Genomic DNA, 18,750 nt, shown 5'->3' on the forward strand with positions numbered 1-18,750 from the left:
AGGCGCTGCGCACCCAGACGGCTGCCGAGGAGCAGGCGGACGCGATGGTCGCCGCGGCCCGCACGGAGTCCGAACGCCTCGTGGAGGAGGGCCGGTCGGAGGGCCGGGGGCTGGTGGAGCAGGCCCGTTCGGACGCGGACACCCTCCTGGAGGAGGCCCGCACCGACGCGGGCGCCATCCGCACCCGGGCCGACGAACTGCGCACCCGGATCGAGTCGGAGGTCGAGGAGCTGCACGAGCGGGCGCGCCGGGAGGCGGCCGAGGCCATGCAGTCCGCCGGGGAGCGCTGCGACAAGCTCGTCAAGGCCGCGGAGGAACAGCTCGCGGAGGCCAAGGAGAAGGCCGAACAGATCCGCAACGACGCCGACTCCGAGGCCGGCAAGGTACGGATCGCCGCCGTGAAGAAGGCCGAGGGCCTGCTGAAGGAGGCCGAGCAGAAGAAGGCCGAAATCCTGCGCGAGGCCGAGCGGATGCGCCAGGAGGCCGAGGAAGAGGCCCGGCACACCGTCGAGTCGGGCCAACGCGAACTGGACATTCTCGTACGTCGGCAGGAGGACATCAACGCCGAGATCTCCCGCGTCCAGGACGTCCTGGAGGCGCTGGAGTCCTTCGAGTCGCCCGCGCCGCCCGAGCAGCAGGCGTCCAACGTCCCGGCGCAGAGCGGTTCTTCGCGGGGCGGGTCCGGCTCCGACGCCAAGAGCAGCAAGAACAGCAAGAACGGCAAGGGCGGTAAGAAGGGGGGCGCGAGCCCCGGCGCACAGGGAGGCGTGACAGCGGGTGTTGGCGCTGGTACAACTCGATCGAGTGGCAAGGGAACTCAGGGTTAGCCACTCGAACGAGGGCACATTCTCCAGATCAAACGGGCATTAGCTCGATGACACGCCGTCGCGGGCCCTAGGATTCCCTCTATCACTCCCCGTCTGATAACCCGTCTGACTCGACAGGAACCCCATGAGCGACACTTCCTCCCCCTTCGGCTTCGAGCTCGTGCGGCGTGGCTACGACCGCGGTCAGGTGGACGACCGCATCACCAAACTCGTCGCCGACCGAGACAGCGCCCTCGCCCGCATCACGTCCCTGGAAAAGCGCATCGAGGAGCTGCACCTCGAAACGCAGAACGCGCAGGCTCAGGTCAACGACTCCGAGCCCTCGTACGCGGGGCTGGGCGCCCGCGTCGAGAAGATCCTCCGGCTCGCCGAGGAAGAGGCCAAGGATCTGCGCGAGGAGGCTCGCAAGGCCGCCGAGCAGCACCGTGAGCTCGCCGAGGGCGCGGCGCAGCAGGTCCGCAACGACGCCGAGGCGTTCGCGTCCGACCGCAAGGCCAAGGCCGAGGACGAGGCGAGCCGGATCGTCGAGAAGGCCCAGGGCGAGGCCACGTCCCTGCGCAAGGAGGCCGAGAAGGACGCGCAGTCCAAGCGCGAGGAGGCCGACTCCCTCTTCGAGGACACCCGCGCCAAGGCCGCCCAGGCCGCGGCGGACTTCGAGACGAACCTCGCCAAGCGCCGTGAGCAGTCGGAGCGTGACCTGGCGTCCCGTCAGGCCAAGGCGGAGAAGCGGCTCGCGGAGATCGAGCACCGCGCCGAGCAGCTGCGGCTGGAGGCCGAGAAGCTGCGGACGGACGCCGAGCGCCGCGCCCGGCAGACGGTGGAGACGGCCCAGCGCCAGGCGGAGGACATCGTCGCCGACGCCAACGCGAAGGCGGACCGGGTGCGCAGCGAGTCCGAGCGCGAGCTGGCGGCGCTCACCAACCGCCGCGACAGCATCAACGCGCAGCTGACGAACGTCCGCGAGATGCTCGCGACGCTGACCGGCGCGGCCGTGGCGGCGGCCGGGCAGCCCGAGGAGGGCGCCGCCGAGGAGGAGTCCTCGGTCAGCCGCGGCGTGCCCGCCCAGCAGTCCCGCTGAGACGGCGGCGCCCCCGCGGGGCGCCGGAGGCGGCGCGTGAGTCCGGAGCGACGGTGTCCGGGCTCACGCGCCGCTTCGTCGTACGGGCCGCGCCGCGGCCGTTTCCGGGGCCGCGGCGTGGGGCTTCGTCGGGCGGTCTCCGGCGCGGACCGGACAGGCGAGATTCGACGCACTGTTCCGAACCGGACACCGAGAGTGTCCGGGTGTCGTTCCGGCCGAGTGGCGGGGGCCTGCGGACGCTCGTAGCGTCGAATGCATGATCGAGCTGCGGGAGCTGACCAAACGGTACGGCGAGAAGACCGCCGTGGACGGTCTGACCTTCAGCGTGCGCCCCGGAGTCGTCACCGGCTTCCTCGGGCCGAACGGCGCCGGCAAGTCCACGACGATGCGGCTGATGATCGGCCTGGACTCCCCCACGCACGGCGATGTCCGTATCGACGGCGAGCACTACGACCGGATGCGCGAACCGCTGCACAGCATCGGCGCCCTGCTGGAGGCCAAGGGCGTGCACGGCGGCCGTACCGCCTACAACCATCTGCTGTGCATGGCACAGTCCAACGGCATCCCCGAGCGCCGGGTCGGCGAGGTGCTGGAGATGGTCGGCCTCCAGGACGTGGCCCGTAAGCGGCCCAAGGGCTTCTCCCTCGGCATGGGCCAGCGCCTGGGCATCGCGGGCGCGCTGCTGGGCGATCCACGCATCCTGATGTTCGACGAGCCGGTCAACGGCCTCGACCCCGAGGGCATCCACTGGATCCGTACGCTCATGCAGCATCTGGCGCGGGAGGGCCGCACCGTCTTCGTCTCCAGCCATCTGATGAGCGAAATGGCCCAGACGGCACAGCATTTGATCGTCATCGGACAGGGCCGGCTGCTCGCCGACACCTCGATGAACCAGTTCATCGCCGAGAACTCGCGGACCTACGTCAGGCTGCGCACACCGGAGCCGGAACGCGCGCGGGACGTGCTGCTGGAGGCCGGACACCGGCCGGTCACCGCGGAGGACGGCTCCCTGGAGGTCGAGGGGGCCCGGGCCGCGACGCTCGGCGAGCTCGCCGCGGAGCGGCGGCTGGTGCTGCACGAGCTGAGCGAACAGCGTGCCTCGCTGGAGGAGGCGTTCATGCGGCTGACGGCCGGCAGCGTCGAGTACCACGCGCACGACCTCCCGGAGGGCTCCGCCGGCGGGCCCGGAGAGGCGGCGTCCGGCGAGCCCGGAGAGGCGGCGTCCGGCGAGCCCGGGGCGGCCGGGGCGCCGGCGCCCGCGTGGGGCGAGAACTGGCGGAAGGGGCAGGGCCGATGACGCTCACGACGATGCCGACGCACACCGCCCGGGTCGTGAAGTCCGAGTGGACGAAGGTCCGTTCCGTCCGCTCCACCGTGTGGACGCTGGCGGCCGCGCTCGTCGTCACGGTCGGCATGGGCGCCGCGATCTGCGCGGTGACCAGCTCCAGCTACGACGACATGTCGACCACGCAGCGGGCCACCTTCGACCCCACGTACCTCAGCTTCTCCGGCATGGGTCTGGGCCAGTTGGCGATGATCGCCTTCGGCGTGCTCGTCGTCTCGGCCGAGTACAGCACCGGCATGATCCGCAACTCGCTCGCCGCCGTACCGCAGCGCGGCACCTTCCTGCTGTGCAAGATGCTGGTCACCGGGCCGCTGGTGCTGGTGGTCGGCATGATCACGAGCTTTGCGACCTTCTTCCTCGGACAGGCGCTGCTCGGCGACCAGGGGGCGGGGATCACGGATCCGGGCGTGCTGCGCGCGGTGGTCGGCGGCGGGCTGTACATGGCGCTGATCGCGCTGTTCGCCGTCGGCGTCACCTTCATCCTGCGCAGCCCGCTGCTCGCGTTCGCGATCCTCATGCCGTGGTTCTTCCTGATCTCCAGCATCCTGGGCACGGTCGACGCGACGAAGAAGATCGCGCAGTATCTCCCCGATCAGGCGGGAACGGTCGTGATGTCCGTCGTTCCCGACACCCTCGACCGCCCGTACGGGCCGTGGGAGGGGCTGTTGATCCTGGTCGGCTGGACCGCGGCGGCGCTCCTGGCCGGGTTCCTCGTCCTCAAGAAGCGGGACGCGTGACCCGCCGTGGACCTCGTGGGACGCGACTGATGGAACCGATTCGGCCCCTTGTAGCCTCCTAGGCCGTGTACGGGGGCGAGTCAGCCCCGAACTGCGTCCAGGGGCAAAGGATGATCGAGGCGTACGGCCTGACGAAGCGCTACGGCGCCAAGACGGCCGTCTACAACCTGTCCTTCCAGGTACGACCGGGTACCGTGACCGGGTTTCTGGGGCCCAACGGCTCCGGGAAATCCACCACGATGCGGATGATCCTGGGGCTCGACACCCCGACGTCCGGCCAGGTCACCATCGGCGGGCACCGGTTCCGTGGACTGCCGAACGCGCCCCGTCAGGTGGGGGCGCTGCTCGACGCGAAGGCTGTGCACGGGGGACGCACCGCACGCAACCATCTGCTGTCCCTGGCCCAGTTGTCGGGGATCCCGGCCCGCCGGGTCGACGAGGTCCTCGGCGTCGTCGGCCTCCAGGATGTGGCCAAAAAGCGCTCTGGCGGTTTCTCTCTCGGTATGGGCCAGCGGCTGGGTATCGCGGCCGCGCTGCTGGGCGATCCGCAGGTGCTGCTGTTCGACGAGCCGGTCAACGGCCTCGACCCCGAGGGCATCCTGTGGGTCCGCAATCTGATGAAGCGGCTGGCCTCGGAGGGCCGTACCGTCTTCGTCTCCAGCCATCTGATGAGCGAAATGGCGCAGACCGCCGAGCACTTGATAGTCATCGGCCGCGGTCAGCTCATGGCCGACATGTCCGTCAGCGAGTTCATCGCCCGCAACTCCGTCGGCTTCGCCCGGGTCCGCACCCCGGACACCGAGCCGGAGCAGCGCGAGAAGCTCGCCACCGCCGTGCACGAGGCGGGCGGGCAGGCGCAGCCTGAGGAGGACGGCGCGCTGCGCGTCACCGGGCTGGCGCTGCCGCAGATCAGCGATCTGGCGCACCACGCCGGGCTCCGGCTGTGGGAGCTGTCCCCGCACCAGGCGTCCCTTGAAGAGGCGTACATGCGGCTCACCCAGGGCTCCGTCGACTACCGCTCCACCGTCGACGCACGTGCCGGCCTCCAGCAGCAGCCCGCGCCGGTGCCCGCCCAGATGCCGCCCGGCGCCCCGGCCCAGATGCCGGCCCCGGGCCAGATGCCGGCCCCGCCCGCACCGGGCCAGGCCGCGCCGGGCGCCCCCGGTGGCTGGGCGCCGCCGCAGGACGCGCAGCACCAGGGGTTCGGCCCCGCCCCGCAGGGCCCGCCGCCCCCGACTCCCCCGGCTTCCCAGCCCGCATCCCCGCACGCCCGGCACGAAGGCGAGGACGCCCGATGAGCACCCAGCAGCAGTACGAAGGCCCCCTGCCCGGCCACCAGGCCCCGCCCGCCCCGCCCGCCGCTCCGGCCCCGCACGGCCCGCAGGGCGGCTGGCCCGGGCAGCAGAACGCCGGCCACCAGGCCCCGGCCGCGGGCGGCTACACCTCGCCGATCCCGATGGCCCGCACCCACCTCGGCCACGCGCTGGTCTCGGAGTGGACCAAGATCCGCTCCGTCCGCTCCACGATGTGGACGCTCGGCGTGATGTTCGCGCTCGTCGTCGGCATCGGTCTGCTGACCGCTGTCGGGCTGAGCGGCGACTCCTACACCGGTATGCCGCTGCTCTCGGGCGGCCTGTTCGGGCTGATGCTCGGCCAGATCTGTGTGATCACCCTCGGCGTGCTCGTGATCACCTCCGAGTACGGCACCGGGATGATCCGCACCACGCTCACCGCCTGCCCCCGGCGCGGGCGGGTGCTCCTCGCCAAGGCCGTGGTGTTCTTCGTGCTGGCCTTCGTCATGACGACGCTCGCCTGCTCGCTCACCGCCCTCGTCCACTCGACCATGCTGAGCGGCCAGGAAGCGCCGGCGGGCGCCAGCGGCATGCCCGGCACCTGGGAGGACGGCACGCTCGTCGCCAGCGGCGGCGAGTGGTTCGGCGCGACCGTCGGCGCCGGGCTCTACGTGGCGCTCCTCGGGCTGCTGTCCCTGGCCATCGGCGCCCTGCTGCGGCACTCGGCCGGGGCGATCACGCTGATGCTCGGTGTCGTCCTGCTGCCGCTGGTGATGGCGCTGTTCATGGCCGGTGAGGCGCTCGCCACCGTCCGCGAGAAGCTCATCGAGTTCTCCCCGCTCAACGGCCTCGCCTCCCTCTACCGGATCCCGATGGCCGAGGACCAGGACGCCACCGGCTGGCCCCTGTTGGGCGGCCTGGCCTGTGTGACGCTCGTCTTCCTCGTACTGGCCTACACCCTGCTGAACAAGCGGGACGTCTGAGGCGGCCGCCCTCGGGACCCCACGGCCGAGCCGCCCGGTGCGACGGGCGTCAGTAGCGGGGGTTCCGGGGGCGCTGCAACCGGGCGGTGCGGCGGTCGCGGGCGTTCCAGCACGCCCGGTGCCAGTGCCGCCGGTCCGCCACATCGCCCTCCAGGGGCCAGGCGACGACGTGCGGGACACCGGGCGGGATCTCCTGGTCGCACCCCGGGCACCGGTAGTGCTTGACCGCCGCTCCCCCGCTTATCTGCCGGACCGCCCACTCCTCGCCGCGCCACATCTCGGTGCGCTCCAGCCCGTACCGCTCCCTGCCCTCGTCGTGCCCACGCCGGTTCGCCGAGGCGTACCGGGCGGCCTTGGCTGACGTGGCGGCGGCGCTGCGGGGCTTGTTACGACGGGGGGACACTGGGCACCTCGGCTTCGGACGGGGCGGTTTCGGCACGGCGGACCGTGGGCGTGTGCGTGGACGCGGACGCCCGCACGCCGGCAGGGACGGTACGGGAGACGGGCGGGCGAGGCCCGTCCGCGTTCCACTCAACCCTACGGGGGCCCGGGTGGGGCGGCCGCCGCTCGTCCACAGGGCGCGGGTCATTGGCGTTCATACGACGAACAAGGGGCGGGCCGTGCCTTTGGCACGTGTCAGGCGTTAATGCTTGTCGAGGGCGCCCGGCCCCCGCGGACGGGCGCTCGTCCGTCGCCCGCGCAGGGCGCCGGACGGGCGGCCGCGCGGACACCCGGCACGGGCCGCACGGGCGGGGCCGGGCACGCACCGGACCCGGCACGGGACCCTCGGCGCGGCCCCCGGGGCAGGGGCCGGTGCGCCGGACGACCTCGGGGGCGTCAAGAGGACGGTGGGGTATGCGAGTTGGAGCTTTTGTCCTGGGCGCCCAGTTCCCGGGCCAGGAGCACACGGAAGCGCTGGAGCGCACGGTCCACTCGGCGCAGGCCGCCGAGGAGAGCGGCCTGGACGCCGTATGGCTGGCCGAACACCACTTCGTCCCGTACGGCGTGTGCCCCTCGGCGGTGACGCTCGCCGCGCTGCTGCTGGGGCGCACACGGCGGATCGGGGTCGGCACGGCCGTCAGCGTGCTGCCCAACGCACACCCGGTCGCTCTGGGCGAGCAGACCGCGCTCCTCCACCTGCTGACGGGCGGCCGTTTCACCCTGGGCGTCGGACGGGGCGGGCCCTGGGTGGACCTGGAGGTCTTCGGCGGCGGCCTCGGCGCGTACGAGGAGGGCTTCCCGGAGGCGCTCGATCTGCTGCTGCGCTGGCTGCGCGAACCCCGCGTCGGCGCCGACGGCGAGCGGTACCGCTTCCGCGAGGTGCCCGTCGTCCCCCGGCCGCGCCCGCCCGACGACGCCCTCGCCGCTCCCCGTCCGGGCACCGCCCCCGGCGGGGACGCGGCGGCGGGGAGCGGCCCGGACGTCGTGGTGGCCTGCACCTCGCCGGCGAGCGTGCGGATGGCGGCGGCCCGCTGTCTGCCGATGCTGCTGGGCATGCACTGCGGCGACGAGGACAAGGCGGAGATGACGGCGCTGTGGCGGCGGGAGGCGAGGGCCGCCGGGCACGACGGCGCCCGGGTGGAGGCGGGCGCGGCACGCCATGTGTCGGCCGGGGTCGCGCAGGTGGGCGACTCGCGGCAGGAGGCGAGCGCCGCGCTGGTGCGGTCGATGCCGGGCTGGCTCCGGCAGGGCCTGGGCGCGCACGTGACCGTCGACGGACGGCGCCGGCCCATGCGGGACCCGGTCGGATACACGGAGTTGCTGTGCCGGCTGCATCCCGTCGGCGCTCCCCGGCTGTGCGCCGACCGGCTGGCGGCGACGGCGGAGCGCACCGGCGTCGGCAGGTTCGCGCTTCTGGTGGAGGGGACCGGCGAGTTGGCCGGTACCCGGCACAACATCCGCCGGCTCGGCGAGGAAGTGCTCCCGCTGCTGAGCTGATCCGGCGGGCGGGGACGGTGCGTGCGGCGACGGCGGTGCGTGGCGGGCCCGTCCGCGCCCGCCATGCGCCGTCGCAGCGCGCGCTCGCGGCAACGACGCATGGCCGTGCGGGATGGCGGAACGGCGGTCGCTGAGCGGACTCAGCAGTCCCGCAGCTCCGGCGACTGGTTGAGCAGCTGGCCCCGGATCGAGGTGAAGCGCGCCAGCCGTTCGTCCGCGGAGCCGTCGAGCGGGAAGACGGCCACACGGTGGCAGTTCTGGAAGGCGAGCCGTACCCCGAAGTGCCGCTCCAGGGCGCCACGTATCGCGTCACTCGCCAGTGCGCGCAGCAGCTGTCCGCGGTGCTGCTCGTCCGGCGGCGGTGTCTGGTTGTCCGCGAACTCCCCGCCCTCCACCTTCAGCTGCGCGACGAGCGTGCTGACCATCTCCCACGCGTACGGGAGAGAAGTCCGGACGCAGTCGACGAACGCCGCCTCATCCACCTCGCCGCGCTCGGCCTGTTCCAGCAGTGCGGGTGGGACGTCGAGCGACATGGGTTCTCCTCTCACGGACCCGGCCCGGGGCCGGGGCTGTCGGATACCGGGGACAGGTCGATCGGGGCTCCGTGTAGTCACGTGACCCCGTACGGCGACGCCCCCCGCTCTTACGGTAAGGGTCAACAGACCCGCACCACACGGAAATGGGAATACTCGCGCCATCGACGAACGAGGCCATCCAGGGGCGAATCGCGCGGGGCACGGGGTGTCCAGTAGCGTGGCCGACCATGCGTCTCGTCATCGCCCGCTGCTCCGTCGACTACGCCGGCAGGCTCACCGCACATCTGCCCTCTGCGCCCCGGCTCATCCTGGTGAAGGCCGACGGCTCGGTCTCCGTCCACGCGGACGACCGCGCCTACAAGCCCCTCAACTGGATGTCTCCGCCGTGCACTCTCAAGGAGGGCGACGATCAGCGCTGGACGGTGGAGAACAAGGCGGGCGAGAAACTCATCATCACGATGGAAGAGGTCCTGCACGACTCCTCGCACGAGCTGGGCGTCGACCCCGGTCTGATCAAGGACGGCGTCGAGGCACATCTCCAGGAGCTGCTCGCTGACCGAATGGAGACCCTGGGCGAGGGCTGGACACTGATCCGGCGTGAATACCCCACCGCCATCGGCCCGGTGGACATCCTCGGCCGGGACGCCGACGGCGCCACCGTCGCCGTGGAGATCAAACGACGCGGGGAGATCGACGGCGTCGAGCAGCTGACCCGCTATCTGGAGCTGCTCAACCGCGACCCCCATCTCGCCCCCGTCAAGGGCGTGTTCGCGGCCCAGGAGATCAAGCCGCAGGCCCGGGTGCTGGCTTCGGACCGCGGCATCGCGTGCCACACACTGGACTACGACGCCCTGCGCGGCATCGAGGACGACAAACTGCGGCTGTTCTGACCGGCCGCACCCTGCCGGGCCCCGGCAGCCCGGGACGCCGCGGCCGTCCGACCGACGACGGCCGCGGCCCGGCCGCCGTTCCCGTACGGATACGCCCGAAGGCCCAGCCCCGGCGTGCCCGGCAGCCGCCCGGCGGTGACGGGCAGGCCCTGCTACTCGGTGCTACTCGGTGCTGCTCGGTGCTACTCGGTCGTTCCGGCGGAGGACGGCGCCTGCCCGCTGCTGGACGGTGCGCTCCCGCCCGCCGTGGCGTCCTGCCGGCCGCCGCCACCGGTCCTGGGCGTGCCCGAGGAGCCGGACGGGCCGGACGAGGCCGGGGGGTCCTCGCTCGGGTCCTCGCCGGGCGGTGTCGACGGGTCCTCGGACGAGGGCGGGTCCTCGGGCGTCGAGGGCGGGTCGTCCGGGGTGGACGGCGGGTCCTCCGGCGAGGTGGACGGGTCGTGCGGCGAGGACGGCGGATCCTGCGGCGAGGACGAGTCGCCGTCCGGGGAACTGGGCTGCTGCGAGGGCTCCTCGGAGTCCTCGTCGCCGTCCGGGGACGAGGAGGGCGGCGGCGGCGCGGTACGGGTGCCGGCTGCGGGCCGCTGCGGGGCGGCGGGCGCGTTGCCGTCGTCGCCGGGCCGCTCGTCGGCGACCGGCCCGTCGTCCTCGCGGGAGGTGGTGTGCTGCGGGCGGACGGTGTCGGGCTTGTCCTCGTCGGAGGAGGTGGCGCCGATGGTGACGACGGTGCCGAGCACGGCGGCCAGCAGCGCGCCCGCACCGGCCGCCGCGAGGTTGCGCCGGCTTCCGGTGAACACCGCGCGCGAGCGGTGCTTGTGGCCGCCGCCGGAGTGGGAGACCGACGGCGTCTGTCGGGTGCTCGCCACGCCCTCCGAGCCGGCTGCGGTGCCCGCGGCGGACCCCGCGGCCGGGACGACACCGGTGGTGTCCGCGACGGGAACGACGCGGGTGGTGTCGGCGGGCGGCACGGCCGGGACGACGGCCGTCGGACCGGTGGCGCCGACGGGCGGCGGCGCCGACTCCTCGGCCCCCTCCGTGGCGAAGCTCTGCGCCTGGGAGAGCGGGGAGGGCGGCGGCGCGGCCGCGGGGCCGCCGAGCCGGTCGGTGATCAGAGCGAGGGCTCTGCGGGCCGCGAAGACGCCGCGCTGCTCGCCGAGGGTGGTACGCAGCCCGAGCGCGGCCTCCAGCTCCGCCCGGGCCCGCTCCGGATTGCCGGTGGTCAGCGCCAGGACGCCCAGGTCGTGGTGGAAGTACGCCTCCTCGGCGACCTCGCCGGACAGCCGCGCGGACTCCTGGCCGTGCCGCAGGATCCGCTCCCAGGCGCTCCAGCGCAGCGCGGCGGCGAGCAGCGGCGCCGCCGTACGGGCCAGCAGCACGGCCGCGCTGTCGTTCCCGGCCTGCTGCGCCCCGCGGACGGCGGCCAGCACGGCGTCGGCCTCGGTGGCGACCTGTGCCGGGGTGACCGAGGGGTGCCCGGCCCACCAGGTGTAGTGCTGGGCGACGGCGGTGGCGTGTGCGGCGCCGCCCTCGGCGTATCCGGCGGCGGTGAGCGGCCCGGCGACGCCGGCGGCGAGCACGAGATGGTCGCCGACGGGTGAGACGAGGCCGGCGGAGAGCAGCTCGGTGGGGCTCTCCCCGGCGTGCGGATCGCCCGTGAGCGCGGGGAGGTGCGGGTGGTGCGGGAGTTCGCCGTCGAGCGCGAGGGCGAGGCGCAGGGTCTGCGCACCGGCGTCCGGCTGGAGCGCGGCGAGCGCCTGTACGAGCGCGGCGGCGTCGGCGGGCAGCGCCTCCCCGGCGCCGGCTTGGCGGCTGCGCAGCAGTGCCCCGGCCCGGACGAAGTGCTGGGGCAGGCCCTCGGTCTCGAACCAGAGGTCGGCCGCCCAGTCCGCCTCCCGGTCGGTCAGCGGGCGGTGCAGGGCGTGTTCGACCAGCTCCAGGCCGGCGGTGCGGCTCAGCCCGGCCAGGAACACTTCCTCGACGCGGGACTCGGGCGCGGGGGCCGCGACCTCGGGGGTGGCGGCGAGCAGGAAGGCGCACTCGGGCGTGGCCCGCAGCAGCTCCTCCAGGGCGGCCCCGCCGAACTCCAGGTCGTCGAGGACGACGACGGCGCCGATCCGGGCGAGCGCCTCGCCCAGCTCGGCCGGGCCCGGCCGGTGCGCGGGCGCGTCCTGTCCGCCGGGCACGTGGGCGGCGGCGAACAGTTCGTGCAGAAGGTCGGTGGGGGTGCGGCGGTAGCCGCTGAGCCGGATGACGCCGTCGGGCGCGAGCGTCGAGACGTCGTGGGCGACGGCGTCCAGCACGCGGGTGCGTCCGCTGCCGCGCGGCCCGGTCAGCCGGACGGAGCGGCCGCGGGTGAGCAGACGGACGAGGCGTTCGCGTTCCTCCTCGCGCTCCAGGAGCGGGCCGGGCGCGGGGGCGCGGCCCGCGCCGGGCGCCGCCTGGGGAAGGGGCCGCCCGGCGGGGTCGAGCTTGCCGGGGACGCCGGGCTGCCGGCCGGGCGGGCAGGGCTCGATCTCGCTGCCGTCGACGGGGTTGACCGTCAGCAGATAGCTGTCGGCGACGAGCTGGACGGCCCGCGAGAGTCCGCCGCCGGTGTGCTCCGGTGCGCCGGCGTCCTGCCGGTGCGGTGCGCTGTCGTGCGCGTCCATGATCGTCCCCCCATTCGGTGGCGGCGCCCTGCGTGCCCGTCCGGCGCGGTGTCCCGGAGGCCGACGAGGAAGGTGTCCCGCTCATTGTCCCGGATGCCGCGGCGCGCGGTCCGGGCCCCCGGGTCACGGCTTGGTGAGGATCCTGGCCGGCTCTGCGGGGACGGGCGGGACGGCGGAGTCCATCTTGTCATGCTCCGCCGCGGTCTGTGCTGCTGTCGCACCCGTCACACCGGTTGCCCGGCCCGGGTCCGGCGGTGCGGGCCTGCCCGCCGGGGGTGCGCCGGCGGCCGGCCGGGGCGGGTGGCCGGCGCCGTGGTCGATGGCGAGGATGCGGTGCAGCCGCGTCGCGACCAGCAGGCGCTGCATCTGCTGGGGCACCCTCCGCAGCACCAGCCTGCGTCCGCAGCGGCCGGCGCGGCGGTGCACGCCCATGATGACGCCGAGGCCGGTGGCGTCCCACGCGGCGAGTCCGGCGAGGTCGAGCACGAGATCGCCGTCGCCTCCGTCGACGGCGGCGTGCAGGGCGGATCTGGCGTCCGCGGCGCTGCGGACATCGAGACAACCTCCGACGACCAGCTCGGCGTGGTCGCCCGTGATGTGCATGTGTGCTCCCCGAGTGGTGTGCGCTGCCGTGGTGTTGACGTGCTTCTCCCCTCTTGAACTGACGGCGGGGACGGCGGCGGCGTTGCCGTCCGTGCCCGAACCGATACGGATTTCACCCCCGCGAGCGAGCACCGGGCCGGGGTGTGCGGGGGTGTGCGGACAGCTGTGCCCGGTGACCGGCCGGGCTCAGTGCTCGTAGAAGCCGTGGCCGCTCTTGCGGCCGAGGTCGCCGGCGTCGACCATGCGCCGCATCGACTCGGGCGGCGCGAACTTGCCGTCCTTCGACTCCGTCCAGATGTTGTCCATGGCGTGCAGCAGGATGTCGACGCCGGTCAGGTCCGCGGTGGCGAGCGGGCCCATGGCGTGCCCGAAGCCGAGCCGGCAGGCGGTGTCGATGTCCTCGGCCGAGGCGACGCCGGACTCCTGGAGCTTGGCGGCCTCCACGACGAGCGCGGCGATGAGCCGGGTGGTGACGAAGCCGGCCACGTCACGGTTGACGACGACGCAGGTCTTGCCGACGGACTCGGCGAACTCCCGGGCGGTCGCGAGGGTTTCGTCGCTGGTCTTGTGGCCGCGCACCAGCTCGCACAGCGCCATCATCGGCACCGGCGAGAAGAAGTGGGTGCCGACGACCCGCTCGGGCCGCGAGGTGGCGGCGGCGATCTTCGTGATGGGGATCGCGGAGGTGTTGGAGGCCAGCACGGCCCCGTCCTTGGCGATCTTGTCGAGCGCGGCGAAGATCTCCTGCTTGACCTCGATCTTCTCGAAGACGGCCTCGACGACGACATCGGCATCGGCTGCCGCGTCCAGATCGGTGGTGGGGGTGATGCGGGCGAGTGCCGCCTCGGCCTCGGCGGCTTCCAGCTTGCCCTTGGCGACGAACTTCTCCAGCGACGCCTTGATCCCGTCGGTGCCGCGGGCGAGCGCCTGATCGGTCACGTCCCGTACGGTGACCTCCCAGCCGGCCTGCGCGGAGACCTGTGCGATGCCCGAGCCCATCAGCCCGGCACCGATGACGGCGAGCTTCTTCGCCTCGTTCTTCACCCTGAGTTCACCCTCGTTTCGTCCCACGTGCCGGGCGGTGCGCTGCCCGGAGCGGAACAGTGGCGCTGCTGCGCCCCGTCCCGGTGCGCGCCGTGTGCACTCGCCCGTGAATCGGCGTCCGTTGGGCGGACATTAGCGGTTCTGCCCGGAGCGTGGGCAGGGAAGAGACACGTATCACGTCTCACATGGCGGACATCACACGGGGCGGCGGAACCGGCCGCCGGCCTCATCGCGCGGGCTTCGTCGCGTACTTGAGGAGTTCGTCGGTGGCGAGCTTCTCGAACGTGTCCAGCCGGGCGAGGGCTTGGCGCGCTACCTGTTCGTGTGACGCGCCCTCAGCTGTGGCGCGGGTGGCACCGCGGGAGACCAGGTTGCAGATGTTGACCAGTTCGGCGGCGACGAGTTCGGGCACCGGGTCGTCGGACGCGGCACCCGTCTCCTCGACGAGGGTCTCGTACAGCCGCTGCGCGGTCTTGTGCTGCATCAGCATGAGGCGGGACATCAGCGGCGGCGCCTCGCGCACGCAGCGCATGAACTCGTCGAATCCCTCCCGCATTCCGGCGTACAGGCTGTGCTCGGAGATGTCCTGGCGCAGCTGCCCGAGCACCGCATCCGCGGCGGACCGGCCCGGCTCGCGCTCGCGCACGGCGACGGAAGGGCGGTCGATCATCTCCTCCTCGCGGTCGAAGAAGAGGTCCTCCTTGGCCGGGAAGTAGTTGTAGACGGTGTTGACCGAGACGTCCGCCGCCTCGGCGATCTCCGCGACCGTCACCGCGTCGAAGCCGCGCTGGAGGAACAGGCCGGTCGCGATGTCGGAGATCCGTCTGCGCGTCTCCCGCTTCTTCCGCTCCCTGCGGCCCTCGGGTTTCCCGCCGCTCCCGTGCGCCGCCTGCTGCTCGTCCGCGGTGCTGGTCATGCCGCCATCGTACACAGCTGTGGGGAGCCTCAATTTTTGGAGAGGTTGCAAACTTTAAGAGCCTCTGTTTTTCTGCTGCCATGCCAGCTGCCATCCACACCGCCGGGCTCGCCCGGACCTTCCGCATGAAGCACCGCACCGTCGAAGCCGTCCGGGGGATCGATCTGACCGTGCAGGAGGGCGAGATCCTCGGCTTCCTCGGCCCCAACGGCGCGGGCAAGACCACGACCCTGCGCATGCTCACGACGCTGCTGCCGCCCACCGCCGGCACCGCGACGGTCGCCGGGCACGACCTGGCCCGCGATCCGGCCGGGGTGCGCCGCCGGATCGGCTACGTCGCCCAGTCCGGCGGCGTCGACCCGGCCGTCCGCGTCCGCGAGGAACTGCTGACCCAGGGCCGCCTCTACCGGCTGGGCAGGGACGCGGCCCAGGAGCGGGCCGAACAGCTCGCACAGCTGCTGGAGTTGACCGAGCTGATGGAGCGGCCGTGCAGGGCGCTCTCGGGCGGGCAGCGCCGGCGTCTGGACATCGCCATGGCCCTCACCCACTCCCCCGCCGTCCTCTTCCTGGACGAGCCGACCACCGGCCTGGACCCCGGCAGCCGTGCGGCGCTGTGGGAACTGGTGCGACAGCTGCGCGAGGAGCACGGCGTCACCGTCTTCCTGACGACGCACTACCTGGACGAGGCGGACGCGCTCGCCGACCGGCTGGTCGTCGTCGACCGCGGCCGCGTCGCCGCCGAGGGAACCTCCGCACAGCTGAAGCAGCACTGGGCCGGGAGCACGGCGGCGAGCCTCCAGGACGCGTTCATCGCGATCACCGGGCGGACCGTCCCGCAGGAGGAGCCGGCAGCCCCGCTCGCCGTCTGAGCCGTACGCCCGCACCCGCCCTCCTGCCGTACGACACAGACCGGAAGACCGGTAGACCGGAAGAACGGAAGGACGCCGTGCTCCCCTTGCTCACCGACACCCGCATCGTCGCCGGGCGGTACATCCGGCAGACGCTCTCCTCACGCCTCTCCCTGGGCATCGGCATGGTGCAGCCGCTGATGTTCCTCGTCTTCTTCGGGCCACTGCTGCACGATCTCCCGCTCGGCGGCGACGGCGACTCCTGGCAGACGCTCGTGCCCGGACTCCTCGTACAGCTGGGGCTGTTCTCCTCCGCCTTCGCCGGCTTCGGCATCATGCTGGAGAAACACCACGGGGTCATCGAGCGCATGCGCGTCACGCCCGCCAGCAGGACGGCGCTGCTCCTGGGCCGTCTCGTGCGGGATGTGCTGCAACTGCTGTTCCAGTCGGCGCTCATCGTGCTGGCCGGGCTCGCCCTCGGGCTGCGTGCGCCGCTGGCCGGGGTGCTGCTCGGGTTCGTGCTGGTGGCCGTCCTCGCCGTCGCGCTCGCCTCGCTCTCCTACGCGCTCGCGATGCGGGTGAGCACGCCGCAGGAGTTCGCTCCCGTCGTCAACACCGTCAACCTGCCCGCGATGCTGCTCTCCGGGATCCTGCTGCCCATGGCGCTGGCCCCCGGCTGGCTGGACGTCCTCTCGCACTTCGTGCCCTTCCGGTACCTGGTGGACGCCGTGCGCGAGGTGTTCGCCGGGCACTACGCGACCGGCGCCGTCGGGCTGGGCGCGCTCGTCACCACCGGGCTCGCCCTCGTCTCGCTGGCGCTGGGCACCCGGGTCTTCCGCACAGCGGGGGCCTGAGCCACCGGGCGCGGGGCGGCGGCGCACGCCCCGCGCCCGGGTGCTGCGGGCTACGCTCGCCGCATGGTCAACCTCACTCGCATCTACACCCGGACCGGCGACAAGGGCACCACCGCGCTCGGCGACATGAGCCGCACCGCCAAGACGGACACGCGGATCGCCGCCTACGCCGACGCCAACGAGGCGAACGCGGCGATCGGGGTGGCGCTGGCGCTGGGCGAGCTCTCCGAGGAGATGAGCACCGTCCTCGTCCGCGTCCAGAACGACCTGTTCGACGTCGGGGCCGATCTGTCCACCCCGGTCGTCGAGGACCCGAAGTACCCGCCGCTGCGCGTGGAGCAGGCGTACATCGACAAGCTGGAGGCGGACTGCGACCGCTTCCTCGCCGAGCTGGAGAAGCTGCGCTCCTTCATCCTGCCGGGCGGCACCCCGGGAGCGGCGCTGCTGCACCAGGCGTGCACCGTCGTGCGCCGGGCTGAGCGTTCGACCTGGGCGGCGCTGGAGGAGCACGGCGAGACGATGAACCCGCTGACCGCCACCTACCTCAACCGCCTCTCGGATCTGCTGTTCATCCTCGCCCGCACGGCCAACAAGCCCGTCGGCGACGTGTTGTGGGTGCCCGGCGGAGAACGGTGAGCACCCCGGGCGGGCGCGGTGACACCCGCGGGCGTGCGCTGCTGATCGACCTCGGCGGCGTACTGGTGGCCGACGCGCTGCCCACGACGGCCGAGGTCTGGTCGCGCCGCCTCGGCCTCACACCGCAGGACGTCGCCGAGGGGATCTACGGCGGCGACGAGGACCAGGTGCTCATCGGCCGGATGAGCGAGCCGGACTGGTGGGACGTGGTCGCGCGCCGGCTCGGCCTGGACGCGGCCCGGACGGCGGCGCTGCGGGACGATCTGACCGGCCACCCGGTCTACGACGACGCCCTCGTCGACGCGGTCCGTGCGGTGCGCCCCGTCGTCCGGACCGCCTTCGTCAGCAACGCGTGGCCGCACACCCGGACCGGTCTGGCCACGCTGCTGTCCCGGGCCGACGCCGCCGTCCTCTCCTGCGAGGTGGGCGTCGCCAAGCCGGACCCGGGCATCTACAGATGTGCCCTGGAAACGCTCGGCGTGGCCGCGCGGGACGCCCTCTTCGTCGACGACCGGGAGGAGAACGTGGCCACCGCGCGGCGGCTGGGAATGCGCGGCCACGTCCACACCGCGACGCCGGAAACCCTCGCAGCTGTCGAGGAGTTCACCGGTGTCCCCTTGCGTGGGGACGCGCCCGGTGGCCACGGAGAGTGATCCGGTAGTTTCCCGTCCATGACAACACCCGGGGGCCAGTCACAGCAGCCGAACCCGTACCAGACGCCGGGCCCCTATCAGCCCCCGCCGCTGCCCGGCGGGCAGCCCAACCCGTACGCGCAGCCCGTCGGCCCGCCCGCGATGCCGACGCCTCCCGGCCCGCCCGCGCCCGGGGGCGGGCGCGGAGGTCCGCGGTGGCTGTGGGCCCTCGGCGGGGCCGTGCTCGCCTCGGCGGTCTGGGCGGCGACGCTGATGGGCACCGGCGCGCTGAAGGACGAGGAGTCGGCGAAGAACGGCGGCAGAGCCCACTTCGCCGGATACCGCTTCCACCACGACATGTGCGAGACGGCGAAGATCGCCTCCTTCACCGACAAGTACGAGATGGCGGAGTTCGACCAGTCCGAGGACCCGGACGGCTGGTCCACGCGCCAGAAGGGCCTCGACTCCAGCCTGTGCAGCCGCACCCTGCACGAGCCCGACAACGACTCGGACTTCCCGCCCGCCGTCTACGTCACCACCACCGTCACCTGGCACAAACGCTCCGACCCCAGCGGGGAGTTCGCCTCACAGCTGCGCAGCTACGAGGACCAGGAGGACAAGACCTCGACCTACACCATCGAGCCCGTCGAGGGGCTCGGTGACGAGGCGTACGAGGTGATCGAGAAGCGGGGCCGCACCGTCGGCAGCATGATCCTCGCCGTCCGCGCCGGGTGGATGACCTACGAGATGCGCTTCTCGTGGATGGGCGGCGGCCCGGACGAGCACTTCGAGCCGCCCTCCCGCAAGAAGCTGCACGACATGATGCTCTCCGACACCCGCGCGACGCTCGCCGCGCTGAAGAAGCCGGACACCGAGGACGCGCCGCAGCGCGACCCGCGCGCCTGAGCTCCGGACCGCCGGGCGCGCCCGGGGCCGTCCGAGC

The 18,750-nt window shown here is 73.0% G+C and carries 18 protein-coding genes and 1 pseudogene; 13 read left to right on the plus strand and 6 right to left on the minus strand.

Features of this window, described 5'->3' with window-relative positions; all coding sequences use genetic code 11:
* The 6 genes from SCA03_RS14745 to SCA03_RS14770 form a co-directional block, all read left to right on the plus strand.
* Positions 1 to 827, plus strand: an 827-nt coding sequence (locus SCA03_RS14745) for a polarized growth protein Scy-related protein (RefSeq protein WP_503827392.1), incomplete at its 5' end; no start/stop codon positions are given.
* Positions 828 to 951: 124 nt separating this feature from the next.
* Positions 952 to 1,905: a coiled-coil domain-containing protein gene (locus SCA03_RS14750; RefSeq protein ID WP_030885521.1), complete on the plus strand. Its 954-nt coding sequence runs from the start codon at positions 952 to 954 to the stop codon at positions 1,903 to 1,905.
* Positions 1,906 to 2,161: 256 nt separating this feature from the next.
* Positions 2,162 to 3,202 carry an ABC transporter ATP-binding protein gene (locus SCA03_RS14755; protein WP_086816968.1) on the plus strand — a complete coding sequence of 347 codons (1,041 nt, stop codon included), beginning with the start codon at positions 2,162 to 2,164 and terminating at the stop codon, positions 3,200 to 3,202.
* Entirely contained in the window at positions 3,199 to 3,987 is a 789-nt protein-coding gene (locus SCA03_RS14760; RefSeq protein ID WP_030885515.1) for an ABC transporter permease, read from the plus strand. The genes SCA03_RS14755 and SCA03_RS14760 overlap by 4 nt, the downstream gene beginning before the upstream one ends.
* 110 nt (positions 3,988 to 4,097) lie before the next feature.
* The gene (locus tag SCA03_RS14765; protein WP_141275437.1) at positions 4,098 to 5,285 is read left to right on the plus strand and encodes an ABC transporter ATP-binding protein; all 1,188 of its coding nucleotides are present in this window, start codon (positions 4,098 to 4,100) and stop codon (positions 5,283 to 5,285) included.
* Complete coding sequence (locus SCA03_RS14770) at positions 5,282 to 6,262, plus strand: ABC-2 transporter permease (RefSeq protein ID WP_030875999.1); 981 nt, start codon at positions 5,282 to 5,284, stop codon at positions 6,260 to 6,262. Before SCA03_RS14765 ends, SCA03_RS14770 begins: the two co-directional genes overlap by 4 nt.
* Positions 6,263 to 6,311: 49 nt before the next feature.
* Here the strand turns inward: SCA03_RS14770 and SCA03_RS14775 are convergent, their stop codons facing one another.
* A complete protein-coding gene (locus SCA03_RS14775) occupies positions 6,312 to 6,665 on the minus strand; it encodes an Rv1322 family protein (protein WP_030876001.1) in 354 nt (117 codons plus the stop codon).
* A 452-nt stretch (positions 6,666 to 7,117) separates the two neighbouring features.
* Between SCA03_RS14775 and SCA03_RS14780 the strand changes: the two genes are divergently transcribed.
* Positions 7,118 to 8,200: an LLM class flavin-dependent oxidoreductase gene (locus SCA03_RS14780; RefSeq protein ID WP_086815999.1), complete on the plus strand. Its 1,083-nt coding sequence runs from the start codon at positions 7,118 to 7,120 to the stop codon at positions 8,198 to 8,200.
* A 140-nt stretch (positions 8,201 to 8,340) separates the two neighbouring features.
* Here the strand turns inward: SCA03_RS14780 and SCA03_RS14785 are convergent, their stop codons facing one another.
* Positions 8,341 to 8,733, minus strand: coding sequence for an SCO5389 family protein (locus SCA03_RS14785; protein WP_030876005.1), 393 nt, complete (start codon positions 8,731 to 8,733; stop codon positions 8,341 to 8,343).
* Positions 8,734 to 8,963: 230 nt separating this feature from the next.
* Here SCA03_RS14785 and nucS point away from each other — a divergent pair, with 230 nt between their 5' ends.
* Complete coding sequence (gene nucS, locus SCA03_RS14790; RefSeq protein WP_030876009.1) at positions 8,964 to 9,626, plus strand: endonuclease NucS; 663 nt, start codon at positions 8,964 to 8,966, stop codon at positions 9,624 to 9,626.
* A gap of 182 nt (positions 9,627 to 9,808) precedes the next feature.
* Here the strand turns inward: nucS and SCA03_RS14795 are convergent, their stop codons facing one another.
* The 4 genes and pseudogenes from SCA03_RS14795 to SCA03_RS14815 form a co-directional block, all read right to left on the minus strand.
* Positions 9,809 to 12,274 (minus strand): ATP-binding protein, encoded by a 2,466-nt coding sequence (locus SCA03_RS14795; RefSeq protein WP_051855768.1) that lies wholly within the window; start codon positions 12,272 to 12,274, stop codon positions 9,809 to 9,811.
* A 303-nt stretch (positions 12,275 to 12,577) separates the two neighbouring features.
* Positions 12,578 to 12,877: pseudogene (locus SCA03_RS36175) on the minus strand (STAS domain-containing protein); the annotation flags it as partial.
* A gap of 186 nt (positions 12,878 to 13,063) precedes the next feature.
* Complete coding sequence (locus tag SCA03_RS14810; RefSeq protein WP_086816003.1) at positions 13,064 to 13,921, minus strand: 3-hydroxyacyl-CoA dehydrogenase family protein; 858 nt, start codon at positions 13,919 to 13,921, stop codon at positions 13,064 to 13,066.
* 226 nt (positions 13,922 to 14,147) lie between these two features.
* Complete coding sequence (locus tag SCA03_RS14815; RefSeq protein ID WP_086816005.1) at positions 14,148 to 14,837, minus strand: TetR/AcrR family transcriptional regulator; 690 nt, start codon at positions 14,835 to 14,837, stop codon at positions 14,148 to 14,150.
* Positions 14,838 to 14,917: 80 nt separating this feature from the next.
* On the opposite strand from SCA03_RS14815, the gene SCA03_RS14820 reads away from it, so the two are divergent.
* The 5 genes from SCA03_RS14820 (at position 14,918) to SCA03_RS14840 (ending at position 18,713) form a co-directional block, all read left to right on the plus strand.
* Entirely contained in the window at positions 14,918 to 15,706 is a 789-nt protein-coding gene (locus SCA03_RS14820) for an ABC transporter ATP-binding protein (RefSeq protein ID WP_086816007.1), read from the plus strand.
* Positions 15,707 to 15,783: 77 nt separating this feature from the next.
* Positions 15,784 to 16,539, plus strand: coding sequence for an ABC transporter permease (locus SCA03_RS14825; RefSeq protein ID WP_030876028.1), 756 nt, complete (start codon positions 15,784 to 15,786; stop codon positions 16,537 to 16,539).
* A gap of 63 nt (positions 16,540 to 16,602) precedes the next feature.
* A complete protein-coding gene (locus SCA03_RS14830) occupies positions 16,603 to 17,175 on the plus strand; it encodes a cob(I)yrinic acid a,c-diamide adenosyltransferase (protein WP_086816009.1) in 573 nt (190 codons plus the stop codon).
* Positions 17,172 to 17,828: an HAD family hydrolase gene (locus tag SCA03_RS14835; protein WP_230988687.1), complete on the plus strand. Its 657-nt coding sequence runs from the start codon at positions 17,172 to 17,174 to the stop codon at positions 17,826 to 17,828. The genes SCA03_RS14830 and SCA03_RS14835 overlap by 4 nt, the downstream gene beginning before the upstream one ends.
* 18 nt (positions 17,829 to 17,846) lie before the next feature.
* A complete protein-coding gene (locus SCA03_RS14840) occupies positions 17,847 to 18,713 on the plus strand; it encodes a hypothetical protein (RefSeq protein WP_230988688.1) in 867 nt (288 codons plus the stop codon).
* Positions 18,714 to 18,750 lie beyond the last annotated feature (37 nt).

Source organism: Streptomyces cacaoi (genome assembly GCF_006539165.1).
Taxonomy (GTDB): domain Bacteria; phylum Actinomycetota; class Actinomycetes; order Streptomycetales; family Streptomycetaceae; genus Streptomyces; species Streptomyces cacaoi.